At 71.8% G+C, this 13,461-nt stretch carries 2 protein-coding genes and 1 pseudogene; all 3 read left to right on the top strand.

Going from position 1 to position 13,461, the window contains the following annotated elements; genetic code table 11:
• On the top strand, positions 1–5,320 hold a 5,320-nt coding region (locus H5J31_RS38030), incomplete at its 5' end, for a type I polyketide synthase (protein WP_181777499.1).
• A 388-nt stretch (positions 5,321–5,708) separates the two neighbouring features.
• A pseudogene (locus H5J31_RS38025) lies at positions 5,709–10,073 on the top strand (type I polyketide synthase); the annotation flags it as partial.
• 40 nt (positions 10,074–10,113) lie between these two features.
• Positions 10,114–13,461 (top strand): type I polyketide synthase (locus tag H5J31_RS38020; RefSeq protein ID WP_181777500.1); only part of this gene is annotated, 3,348 nt, incomplete at its 3' end.

Raw genomic sequence — 13,461 nt, 5'->3', positions numbered from 1 at the left:
GGGACTGCCCGAAGCCGACCGCGAAGCCCTGCTCGTCGACTTGGTCCGGGCCCGCGTCGCCGCCGTCCTCGGCCGGGCGGGAGCGGACACCGTGGAGCCGTCGCGACCGTTCACCGAACTGGGCTTCGACTCGCTCACCGCCGTCGAACTGCGGAACGAGCTCTCGACCGAGACCGGGATCCGCTTGCCCGCGACCCTGGTCTTCGACCATCCGAGCCCGGCGGCGGTGGCCACGTTCCTCGGCACCGAACTGCTCGGCGCCCCGGAACCCGCCCGCCCGGCGGTGACCCGCCGCGGCGCCGCCGACGAACCGATCGCGATCGTCGCGATGAGCTGCCGGTATCCCGGCGGTGTCCGGTCCCCGGAGGACCTGTGGGATCTCGTCGAGGCGGGCACCGACGCGATCTCGCCGTTCCCCGGCCGCCGCGGCTGGGACGTCGACGGCATCTACGACCCCGAGCCCGGCCTTCCCGGCAAGACGTACACGCGTCACGGTGGTTTCCTGCACGACGCGGGTGAGTTCGACCCGGAATTCTTCGGCATCTCGCCGCGCGAGGCCCTCGCGATGGACCCGCAGCAACGCCTGCTGCTCGAAATCAGCTGGGAGGCCCTCGAACGCGCGAGGCTCGACCCGGCGTCGCTGAAGGGCAGTGCCACCGGCGTCTTCGCCGGGATCATGTACTACGACTACGCCGCGAAACTGGCCAGCGTGCCCGACAGCGTCGCCGGATTCCTCGGTACCGGCACCTCGGCCAGCGTGCTGTCCGGGCGCGTCGCGTACACGCTCGGTCTGGAGGGCCCGGCGGTGTCGGTGGACACCGCGTGCTCGTCGTCGCTGGTCGCCCTGCACCTCGCCGCCCGGTCGCTGCGGGCGGGGGAGTGCACGATGGCGCTCGCGGGCGGTGTCACCGTGATGGCGACGCCGGAGACGTTCCTCGATTTCTCCCGCCAGCGCGGCCTTTCCCCGGACGGCCGCTGCAAGTCGTTCTCCGATGACGCCGACGGCACCGGCTGGTCCGAAGGCGCCGGAGTCCTCGTGCTGGAACGGCTTTCCGACGCCCGCCGCAACGGGCATCCGGTACTGGCCGTGGTCCGCGGCTCCGCGGTCAACCAGGACGGCGCGTCCAACGGCCTCACCGCGCCGAACGGTCCCTCGCAGCAACGCGTGATCCGCGCCGCGCTCGCCGACGCCGGTCTGTCCACTTCGGACATCGACGCGGTCGAGGCCCACGGCACGGGCACCCGGCTCGGCGACCCGATCGAAGCGCAGGCGCTCCTGGCGACCTACGGCGCCGAGCGGGACGAACCGCTGTGGTTCGGTTCGGTCAAGTCGAACCTCGGGCATACGCAGGCGGCCGCGGGCGTGGCCGGGATCATCAAGATGGTGGAGGCGATGCGCCGCGGTGTACTGCCCCGCAGCCTGCACGCCGAGGAACTGTCGGCCGAGGTCGACTGGGACGCCGGCGCGATCGAACTCCTCACCGAGCCGCGCGCCTGGCCCGAGACCGGCAAACCGCGTCGCGCTGGAGTGTCGTCGTTCGGGATCAGCGGGACCAACTCCCACGTCGTCCTGGAACAGGTCCCGGCCGAGGCGGCTCCTGAGCCTGCCACGCACGGCGTCGTGCCGTGGGTGTTCTCGGCGAAGACCGATCAGGCGCTGGCCGAGCGCGCTCGCGATCTCCTGTCGCTTGTGGACGGTTCCGACCCTCGTGATGTCGCGTTCTCGCTGGCCACGACGCGGACCGCGCACGAGCGCCGGGCCGCGGTCGTCGGCACGGACGTGGACTCCTTGCGGGCCGGGCTCGAAGCCGTCGCGGAAGGTCGCGGTATCACCGGACGGACGCAGCCGGGCAAGCTGGCTTTCCTGTTCACCGGCCAGGGTTCGCAACGGACCGGGATGGGAGCCGGGCTTTACCAGGCGTTTCCGGTGTTCGCGGCGGCGTACGACGAGGTCAGCGCGCTGTTGCCGGAGTTCGGGGATCTGTCGCGGACGGAGTTCGCCCAGCCGGCGATCTTCGCGCTGGAAGTGGCGTTGTTCCGGCTCGTGGAGTCGTGGGGTGTGCGGCCTGATGTCCTTGCGGGGCATTCGATCGGTGAGATCGCCGCCGCCCATGTCTCCGGCGTGCTGTCGTTGGAGGACGCGGCGAAGCTGGTCACCGCGCGCGGACGCTTGATGCAAGCCCTGCCCGAAGGCGGGGTGATGGTCGCGGTGCAGGCGTCGGCGGACGAGATCGGGGAGTTGCCCGAGGGGGTCTCGTTGGCCGCGGTGAACGGGCCGACCGCTGTGGTGCTTTCGGGTGCCGAGGAGCCGACGCTCGCCGTCGCCGCTCGGTTCAGCGATCGCAAGACCAAACGTCTGGACGTCTCACACGCGTTCCACTCGGTGTTGATGGAACCGATGCTGGCCGATTTCGCCGCCGTGGTGAGGGATCTGACCTTCTCGGCACCGCGGATTCCCCTCGTGTCGACGGTGACCGGTTCGGCGGATCTGACCGATCCGGAGTACTGGGTGACGCACGTGCGCGAAACCGTCCGATTCTCGGCCGCGGTCGAAAAGCTCCACGCCGACGGGGTCACGAAGTTCCTCGAACTCGGCCCGGACGCCGTACTGTCCGCGCTCACCGACGGGATTCCCCTGCTGCGCAAGGGACGCGACGAAGCGACCACCGCGATGAGCGCGCTGGCCACCCTGCACGTCCGGGGTGTCACGGTCGACTGGGACGGCGTCCTGCCCGGCGCCCGGACACTCGACCTGCCGACGTACCCCTTCCAGCGCAAGCACTTCTGGCTCGAACCGGCACCTGTAGGCGATCTCGCGTCGGCCGGGCTGGACACGCCCGGACATCCGCTGCTCGCCGCCGGGCTTTCGCTCGCGGAGGGGGATGGGACCGTCCTCACCGGACGGCTCTCGCTCGCGACCCACCCGTGGCTGGCCGGGCACACCGTGCACGACACCGTCCTGCTGCCGGGCGCGGCGATCGCCGAACTGGCCGTCCGGGCGGGCGACGAGGCCGGGTTGCCGCGGCTGGTCGAGCTGACCCTGCACGCTCCCTTGGTGATCCCCGAGAGCGGACCGGTCGAACTGCAGGTCGCCGTCAGCGGTGCGGCGGCGGTGACCGTGCACTCGCGGATCCCCGGCGAGGAATGGGAGCTCAACGCCTTGGGCCTGCTGGGCGAAGCGGCCCCGCCCGCCAAGGGTTTCGCGTGGCCGGACGCTCTCGAGCCCATCGACCTCGGTTCGTTCTACGACGACCTCGCCGACCGTGGGTTCGCTTACGGTCCGCTCTTCCAGGGACTGCGCGAGGCCTGGCGGCACGGCGAAGACCGCTATGCCGTGATCTCACTGCCGGACGAGGCACAGGAGGACGCGGGCCGCTTCGGCATCCATCCCGCCTTGTTCGACGCCGCGCTGCACGGCATGTTCCTCGGCGAAGGCGAAGAGGCAGGTGCGCTGCCGTTCAGCTGGAGCGACGTCAGCCTGCACGCGAGCGGCGCCACGACGGTCCGCGCGCGGCTGCGGTTCACCGGACCCGGCGAGGTTGCGGTCGACCTGACCGACCTCGCCGGGGCGCCGGTGCTCTCGGTCGGTTCGCTGGTCGTCCGCGCGGTCACCGGTGAGCAGTTGCGAGCGGGAGAGGACCGGTCGCTGTTCCGCGTCGAGCACATCGCGGCTCAGCCGGCGTCCGTCCCGCCGGTGGCGTGGGCCCGCTGGGACGAGGTGACCGAGCCGGTGCCGCCGGTGGTCGTCCTGCCGGTCCCGGCGGACGGGATCCACGCCGTACTCGAAGTCCTGCAACGATTCCTCACCGAACCCCGGTTCTCCGGCTCGCGACTGGTCGTGGTGACCAGGAGCGGCCTCGACGACGCGGCCGCCGCCGGACTCGTCCGGTCGGCGCAGGCCGAGAACCCCGGCCGGTTCGTCATCCTCGACGGCGAAGTGTCCGATGTGGACATCGCACTGGCCACCGGGGAACCCCGGGTCCGCGTCCGGGAGGGCCGGGCCGAGGTCCCGCGTCTGGTCCGGGCCGAGCCCGGCCCCAAACCGGACTGGGAGTCCGCGGGCACCGTGCTGATCACCGGCGGCACCGGCGGTGTCGGCGCGCAGCTGGCGGAACGGCTCGTGACCGTGCACGGCGTCGAAAACCTGGTGCTCACCAGCCGTCGAGGTCTCGCCGCGCCCGGCGCGGAAGACCTGGCCGCGCGGCTGGGCGAACTGGGCGCCGACGTGCGTGTCGAAGCCTGCGACGTCGCGGATCGCGACGCCGTGGCCGCTCTGCTCGACAGCATTCCCAGCCTGTCCGGGGTCGTGCACGCGGCCGGCGTGCTCGACGACGGCGTCGTCACCGCCCTGACCCCCGAACGCCTGGACCGCGTGCTCGGCCCGAAGGCCGACGGTGCCCGTCACCTGCACGAGCTGACCCTCGACCGGCCGCTGACCGAGTTCGTGCTGATCTCGTCGGTGTCCGGCGTACTCGGCGGGCCGGGGCAGGGCAACTACGCCGCGGCCAACGCCTACCTCGACGCCCTCGCCGAACAACGGCACGCCGACGGCCTGCCCGCGCGTTCGCTCGCCTACGGCATGTGGGCAGCCGAGGGGATGGGCGGCGTCCTGGACCAGGCGCTGATCGACCGGATGCGGCGCGACGGCTTCGGGGCCCTGACCCCGGAGGAGGGCGCCGTGCTGTTCGACGTCGCTCCTGGTCCGGTGGCGGTGCCGGTGAAGCTGGACCTCGCCGGGCTGCGGGACCAAGCTCGGGCGGGCGTGCTGCCCGCGTTGCTGACCGGGCTCGTGCGGCTCCCCGTGCGTCGGGCGGCCAGTGTTTCCTCGGATCCTGGTGTTTCCGACGTTGCCTCACTGGCTCCCGCGGTGCGTGCCGAGGCGTTGGCGGATCTGGTCCGGACCCACACCGCGGAGGTACTCGGGTTCGCGTCGGCGTCCGAGGTGGACCCGGAGCACGCGTTCACCGACCTCGGCTTCGACTCGCTGACGTCCGTCGAACTGCGTAACCGCCTCGCGGCCGCGGCCGGCCGTCCACTGGGCGCGACGGTCGTGTTCGACCACCCGACCCCGGCGGCGCTCGCGGAGCACCTCGGCGAGCTGATGTTCCCGGAGGTCGCGGTGCCGGACGAGGCTCGCCTGCGGCGTGCGCTGGCGGGTGCTTCCCTGGACCGGTTCCGGGAGCTGGGAGTGCTGGAGGCGCTGGTGCGGCTGGCCGAGGAGACCCCTTCGCCTGTCTCCGAGGACACCGCGGAGTCCATCGACGATCTGGACGTGGGCGACCTCATCAGCCGGGCGATGTCCACCTCCGGGCAGGACTGACCCAGGCGCTTTCCACCGGCAAGTCCGTGAAGGCCTCCTTCCCTACCTTCAAAGTAGGGAAGGAGGCCTTCACGGACTCTGGATAGCGGCCCCTGCGGACGTTGCGAAAGCCACTTTCGCAACCTTGAACGTTGCGAAAGTGGCTTTCGCAACACCGTCTCGCCGGCGGACCTGCTCCGGCCCAGGTGGTCGTGAGTGGCGATTCGGGTTAGAACCCGAATCGCCACTCACGACCACCTGGGCCGACGACCCACCCGCGGCCCAGTTCGCAGCCGGTTACCGGGGAATGGGGCCGCCGTGGCGAAGAGTGGACCGGGGGTGCGGCGGCCCCGCCCAGGATGAGACGCATGCCCGAGCTGCGCCCGTCTCGTCCGGTCCGGAGAATCTGATGGCGACACCCGAAGAGCTGGTGACCGCACTGCGGGAATCGGTCAAGGAGAACAGCAGGCTGGCCGCGCGCAACCGGGAACTCGCCGACGCGGCGAGGGAACCGGTCGCGATCATCGGCATGGGATGCCGCTACCCGGGCGGGGCCGACTCGCCCGAGGCGTTGTGGGATCTGGTGGCCGAAGGCCGTGACGCGGTGTCGGGTTTCCCCGGTGACCGCGGCTGGAATCTCGCGGAGCTGTTCCATCCCGACCCCGATCATCCCGGTACCTCGTATGCCCGCGAAGGCGGTTTCCTCCACGAGGCCGCCGAATTCGATCCCGAGTTCTTCGGTATCTCTCCGCGCGAGGCGCTCGCCATGGATCCGCAGCAGCGACTTCTGCTGCAGATCAGCTGGGAGGCGATCGAGCGCGCGGGGCTGGACGCGTCGGCGTTGAAGGGCAGTGCCACCGGCGTGTTCGCCGGGATCATGTACCACGACTACGGGACCGGAGTCGGCGAGCTTCCTGAAGGCGTCGAAGGGTTCCTGGGCACCGGTACGGCGGGCAGTGTGCTCTCCGGCCGTGTCGCCTACACCTTCGGGTTCGAGGGGCCGGCCGTGTCGGTCGACACCGCGTGCTCGTCGTCGCTGGTGGCCGTGCACCTGGCCGCGCAGGCGTTGCGGGCGGGGGAGTGTTCGCTCGCGCTGGCGGGCGGCGCGACCGTGATGGCCGTCCCGGACACCTTCGTCGAGTTCTCCCGCCAGCGCGGACTCGCGCCGGACGGGCGCTGCAAATCGTTCGGCGCCGGCGCGGACGGCACCGGCTGGGGTGAGGGCGCCGGAGTCCTGCTGCTGGAGAAGCTTTCCGACGCCGTCCGAAATGGACACCGCGTACTCGCCGTGGTCCAGGGGTCGGCGGTCAACTCCGACGGCGCGTCCAACGGTCTCACCGCCCCGAACGGGCCTTCGCAGCAACGCGTGATCCGTGCCGCGCTCGCGGGCGCCGGGTTATCCACAAAGGACATCGACGTCGTCGAGGCACACGGCACCGGCACGAAACTCGGCGACCCGATCGAGGCCGACACCTTGCTGGCCACCTACGGTCAGGGCCGCGACGTGCCGCTGTACCTCGGTTCGGTCAAATCGAACCTCGGCCACACGCAGGCGGCCGCCGGTGTCGCCGGGATCATCAAGATGGTCGAGGCGATGCGTCGCGGCGAACTGCCGCGCACGCTGCACGCCGACGAGCCCTCCCCGCATGTCGCCTGGGACTCGGGCGCGGTCGAACTCCTCACCGAACACCGGTCCTGGCCCGAGACCGGGCGCCCCCGCGCGGCCGCGGTGTCGTCGTTCGGGATCAGTGGCACCAACGCGCACGTCGTCCTCCGTCAAGCCCCGGAACCGGCGCCCGCCGAGACCGCGAGCCGTCCGCTCGCCCGGATCCCGTGGGTGTTGTCCGCGCGCAGCGAGGACGTCCTGCCCGAGTTGGCGGACCGGCTGAGGCAGACCGCGGGAGATCCCGCCGACATCGCCTGGTCGCTGGCCACCGGCCGGGCGGCGCTGCCGTACCGCGCGGTCGTCACCGGTTCCGACCAGGAGGAACTGCTCGCCGGACTCGGCGCGCTGGCCCGCGGTGAGGCCGCGCCCGGCGTCGTCACCGGCCGCGCGGGCAGCGGCAAAACGGCCTTCCTCTGTACCGGCCAAGGTGCCCAGCGACTCGCGATGGGCGCCGGCCTCTCCGCGGCGTTCCCGGTGTTCGGCGAGACCTTCGACCAGGTCGTCGAACGGCTCGACGCGCACACCGGATTCAAGCTCGCCGAAGTCCTCGCCTGCGAAGACCAGACGCGGATCGACCGGACCGACGCCGCGCAGCCCGCGCTCTTCGCCTTCGAGGTCGCGATGGCCGAGCTCGTGCGGTCCTGGGGGGTGGAGCCGGACTTCCTGCTCGGGCATTCGATCGGCGAACTCGCCGCCGCGTACCTGGCCGGCGTGTGGTCGCTCGACGACGCCGCCCGGCTGGTCGCCGCCCGAGGCCGGTTGATGCAGGCGCAGCCCGAGGGCGGCGTGATGGTCGCCTTGCAGGCCACCGAGGCGGAACTCGACCTCCCCGACGGCGTGAGCATCGCCGCGATCAACGGCCCTTCCTCGCTCGTCCTGTCCGGCGAGGAAGCCGCTGTCACCGCAGTGGTCGGGACCTTCCCGGACCGCCGCACCAAACGGCTCGCGGTCAGCCACGCCTTCCACTCCGCGCTCATGGACGGGATGCTCGACGACTTCCGCGAGGTCGCCGCGAGCGTGACCTACGCGGAGCCGAAGATCCCGATCGTCTCGGGACTCACCGGGGAAATCGCCGAGGTCGGCTACCCGGAGTACTGGGTGCGGCAGGTGCGTCAGCCCGTCCGGTTCGCCGACGGGATCGGCACGCTGCACGCGCGCGGGGTCCGGCGGTTCGTCGAGGTCGGGCCGGACGCCTCCCTCACCGCGCTCGGCGCGGACTGCGTCGCCGACGGCACCTTCGTCGCCACACAGCGGAAAGACCGGGACGAGGCGGCCGCCGCGGATCTGGCGCGGGCCCGGCTCTTCACCGCCGGGGTCCGGATCGACTGGGCCGAGATCTTCGACGGCGCCCAACGTGTCGACTTACCGACGTACCCGTTCCGCCGGGACCGTTTCTGGCTCGCCGCCGCCGATCGGAGTACGCCTCCGGCCCGGCGTTACGAGGTCGCTTGGCGCCCGATCGAGCCAGTGGCGACGTCCGAAGACTGGACCGTCTACGCATCCGAAGGCCACGCCTGGGCGGAAGCCGCGGCGAAGGCCCTCGACGCACCCCTGGTGACCGAACTCCCGGACACGGGACCGGTACTGGTCTTCCCGGCGGACGGCGCGGAGCTAGCCGCGTTCCTGCGGGACACCCCGGCCAAGATGTGGTGCGTCACGAGCGATCCCGGCGTGGCCGCGGTCGCCAGGGTCGCCGCCATCGAGCAGCCCCGGCGCTGGGGTGGCTGCGTCACCGTGCCCGCCCGGCCGGACGTGGCCGCTCGCTTGCGAGACGTCCTCGGCGGGCCGGAGGACGAGGTGGCGATCCGCGAGGACGGGATCTTCGCCCGCCGGTTCGTCCCCGCCGCACCCGCGTCCACCCGGGAATGGACCACCTCCGGGACCGCGCTCGTCACCGGCGGCACCGGAGCACTCGGCGCGCTCGTGGCCGAAAGACTGATCCAGGCCGGGGCGGAGCACCTGGTGCTTCTCTCTCGCCGTGGCGAGGAAGCGCCGGGAGCCGCAGACCTGCGCGAGCGGCTGGAAAAGCTCGGCGCCCGCGTCAGCATCCACGCCTGTGACGCCTCGGACCGCTCAGCACTGTCCACAGTGGTCGATGGCCTCGAAGACCTGAAGGTGGTCGTGCACACCGCGGGCGTCCTCGACGACGCCTTGCTCGACGACGCCACGCCGGAGCGGTTCGACGCCGTCGCCCGGCCGAAGGTCGCCGCCGCCCGGCACCTGCGTGAACTCACGACCGACCTCGACGCGCTGGTGCTGTTCTCCTCGGTGGCCGGCGTGCTCGGCAACGGCGGCCAGGCCGCCTACGCCGCCGCGAACGCGGAACTCGACGCGCTCGCGACGCAGTGGCGGGCCGAAGGCGTCCCGGCGGTGTCGATCGCTTGGGGTCCGTGGGCCGAGGGCGGGATGGCCGAGGCCGTCGACGACGCCGTCCGCCGCAAGGGTTTGCGCCCGATGACCCCGGAAGCCGCGGCGGAGGAGTTCGTCCGGGCGATCGTCACCGGGGACACCTGTGTCACCATCGCCGACTTCGACTGGCAGTCGTTCTTCGAGGACTTCCGGCCGGCTCCGATGCTCGCCGAGTTGCCGCGTCCGGAAGCCTCCGCCACCGCCGCGGCCCCGGTGGCGGATCTGCGATCACAGCTCACCGGGCTGATCGAACCCGAACAGCGACGGTTGCTGCTCAAGGTCGCCCGCGAGACCGTCGCGCGCGTGCTCGGACATCCGGACACGTCGGCGATCGGCCCGGACCGGGCGTTCACCGAACTCGGGTTCGACTCGCTCACCGCGGTCGAACTGCGCAACCGGCTCGACGCCGCGACCGGTCTGGCCGTACCCGCGACGCTCGTGTTCGACCATCCGACACCGCAAGCGCTTGCGGCGTATCTCTGGCGGGAACTGGCCGGTACCAAGGACGACACCGCCGACTTGGACGGTCTTTTCGACGGCCTGGAAGCCGCGCTGGGCCGTCTCGACCCGGGAAGCGACGACCACGCCAAGGCGGGCGCACGCCTGCGAACTCTCGCCGAGCGCCTGGACGGCCCCGGCTTCACGCCGTCTTCGGACGACGAACTCTTCGCCTTCATTGACCAGCAACTCGGCGCCTGAGCCCGAGTGCACGCGAACTCGACCGATGAGTGGGGACACCGTGGGTGAGAACGACAAGCTTCGCGACTACCTGACGCGAGTCACCGGCGAACTGCAGCGCACGCGCGGCAGGCTCGCCGCGCTGGAGGACCGCGCCGCCGAACCGATCGCGATCGTCGGCATGGGCTGCCGGTTCCCGGGCGGTGTGCGTTCGCCGGAACAGTTCTGGGAACTGCTGACCGCCGGGGAGCACGGTATCTCCGGATTCCCCGACGACCGTGGCTGGGACGTCGGCGCGCTCGTCGACCCGGATCCGGATCATCTGGGCACCAGCTACGTGGACCGAGGCGGATTCGTCGACGGCGCCGGGGAATTCGATCCCGAGTTCTTCGGTATCTCGCCGCGTGAGGCCGTCTCGATGGACCCGCAGCAGCGCCTCCTGTTGGAGACGTCGTGGGAGGCCCTGGAACGCGGCGGGATCGACCCGACGTCGTTGTCCGGCAGCCGTGCGGGTGTCTTCGTCGGCACCAACGGCCAGGACTACGGCCGCGACCTGCCCAAGGGTGTCGAAGGTGTCGAGGGCTACCTCGGCACCGGCATCTCCGGCAGTGTCCTTTCCGGACGGATCTCCTACGTCCTGGGGCTGGAAGGTCCTTCGGTCACCGTCGACACCGCGTGTTCGGCGTCGCTGGTCACGCTCCACCTCGCCGTCCGGGCGCTGCGCGCGGGCGAATGCGACCTCGCGCTTTCCGGTGGTGCCACCGTGATGGCGAGCCCGGACGCGTTCATCGAGTTCTCCCGCCAGCGCGGCCTCGCCCGCGACGGCCTGGTCAAGGCGTTCGCCGCCGGGGCCGACGGCACCGCGTGGGGTGAGGGTGCCGGCATGATCGTGCTGGAGCGGCTTTCCGACGCCCAGCGCAACGGCCACCAGGTCCTGGCCGTCGTCCGGGGCTCCGCCGTCAACCAGGACGGCGCGTCCAACGGCCTCACCGCTCCCAACGGGCCTTCGCAGCAGCGCGTCATCCGCCAGGCACTGGCCGACGCCAAGTTGTCCACCAAGGACGTCGACGTCGTCGAGGCGCACGGCACCGGTACGACCCTGGGCGACCCGATCGAGGTCCAGGCCCTGCAGGCCACCTACGGCCGCGACCGCGGTGAGCGGGGACCGCTGCTGCTCGGCTCGGTGAAGACGAACATCGGCCACACCCAGGCCGCGGCCGGTGTCGCCGGGATCATCAAGATGGTCCTGGCCCTGCGCACCGGGATCCTGCCAGCCAGCCTGCACATCGACGCGCCGAGCCCGCAGGTCGACTGGTCGCCCGGCACGATCGAACTGCTGGCGTCCGCACGTTCCTGGCCGGAGGGGGAGACCCGCCGGGCGGGAGTCTCGTCGTTCGGTATCAGCGGCACCAACTCCCACGTTCTCCTCGAACAGGCGCCCGCCATCGAGCCGTCCACAGAGAACGCCGTTACCCCGCCGGTGATCCCGTGGGTGCTGTCCGGCCGGACTCCGGCGGCTTTGCGCGCCCAGGCGCGGGCGCTGCTCGACGTCGAGGGCGCCCCGGCCGACATCGGCTGGTCGCTCGCCGCGACCCGCACCACGTTCGAACACCGCGCCGTCGTCACCGGACGCGACGAAGCCACGTTGCGCGCCGGACTGACGGCGGTCGCCGAAGGAAACCACGACGTCGGCGAAGCCACCGACGGCAGCCTGGCGGTGTGCTTCACCGGCCAGGGCTCGCAGCGGCTCGGCATGGGGCGCGAGCTTTATGCGGCGTACCCGGCCTTCGCCGCCGCCTTCGACGAGATCTGCGAGTACCTGCCGGGTGTGCGCGAGATCGTCTTCGGTGACGACGCGGATGCCCTGAACGACACCGGGAACGCCCAGCCCGCGCTCTTCGCGCTGGAGGTTTCGCTCTACCGCCTGGTCGAATCCTGGGGCGTGGTGCCGGAATTCCTGATCGGTCACTCCGTCGGCGAGCTGGCCGCGGCACATGTCGCCGGCGTCTGGTCGCTGGAGGACGCGGCCGCGCTGGTCTCCGCGCGCGGACGGCTGATGAGCGCGCTGCCCCGCGGTGGCGCGATGTGCGCGATCGAGGCGGCCGAGGATGAGGTCCGCGCGGCTCTTGTGCCAGGCGCGGACGTGGCGGCCGTCAACGGCCCGCGCGCCGTCGTGGTCTCCGGCACCGAGGACGCCGTGCGCGCCGTCGCGGCCGTGTTCACCGAGCAGGGCCGCCGGACCAAGAACCTCGCCGTCTCCCACGCCTTCCACTCGGCGCTGATGGACGGCATGCTCGCCGAATTCGGCGCCGTCGCCCGCCGCGTCACCTACCGGACGCCGAAGATCGCGCTGATCTCCAACGTCACCGGCCGCATCGCCGCGACGAGCGAGATCCACGACCCGGAGTACTGGGTCCGGCACGTGCGTGAAGCCGTGCGGTTCGCCGACGGCGTCCAGGCGCTGGCCGAAGCCGGGGTCACCCGCTTCCTGGAGCTCGGACCGGACGGCGTCCTTTCCGCCGCGGGCCAGGAAAGCGCCGACGGCCTGTTCGTCTCCGCCCTGCGCCGTGACCGGCCGGAAGCCGAAACCTTCGTCGCCGCGCTGGCCGCGGTGCACACCCATGGCGGAAAGGTCGGCTGGGCCGCCGCGTTCGAGGGCGCGCGTGCGGTCGACCTGCCCACGTACCCGTTCCAGCGCGAGTTCTACTGGCTGCCGCCGACGCACGCCGCCGGTGACGCGGCCGGGCTCGGCCTCGGCTCGCTGGACCACCCGCTGCTCGGCGCCGCCGTTTCGGTCGCCGACGCCGGTGGATTCCTGTTCACCGGAAGCCTTTCCCTTCGCACGCACCCGTGGCTGGCGGAGCACGCGGTGCACGGCCAGGTCGTCGTGCCCGGCACCGCGCTCGTCGAACTCGCCGTGCGTGCCGCCGACGAAACCGGCCTCGCCGTCCTCGAAGAGCTGACCCTGCAGACGCCGTTGGTACTGCCGGAAAGCGGTGCCGTCCAGGTCCAGCTGTGGGCCGGGACGCCGGAGGAAGCCGGCCACCGCCCGCTCACCGTGCACTCGCGTCCGCACGGCGCGGGGGAGTGGACGCTGCACGCCACCGGCGCGCTCGCCCCGTCCGCGTCCGCGCCGGACTGGGCGCTGACCGAGTGGCCGCCGCCCGGTGCCGAGGCCGTCTCCCTCGAAGGCCGGTACACCGAACTGGCCGCTGTCGGCTTGGAGTACGGCGAGATCTTCCAGGGCCTGCGGGCCCTCTGGCGCGACGGCGAGCACACCTACGCCGAGGTCTCCCTGCCCGAATCCGCACGCGACCAGGCGGGCCGGTTCGGCCTGCACCCCGCGTTGCTCGACTCGGCACTGCACGCCCTCGCCGAAGGCGACGGCCCCGCGCGCCTGCCGTTCGCG

The sequence above is a fragment of the Amycolatopsis pittospori genome (assembly GCF_013870525.1).
GTDB lineage: Bacteria > Actinomycetota > Actinomycetes > Mycobacteriales > Pseudonocardiaceae > Amycolatopsis > Amycolatopsis pittospori.
This window is presented reverse-complemented; position numbering and strand designations above follow the sequence as displayed.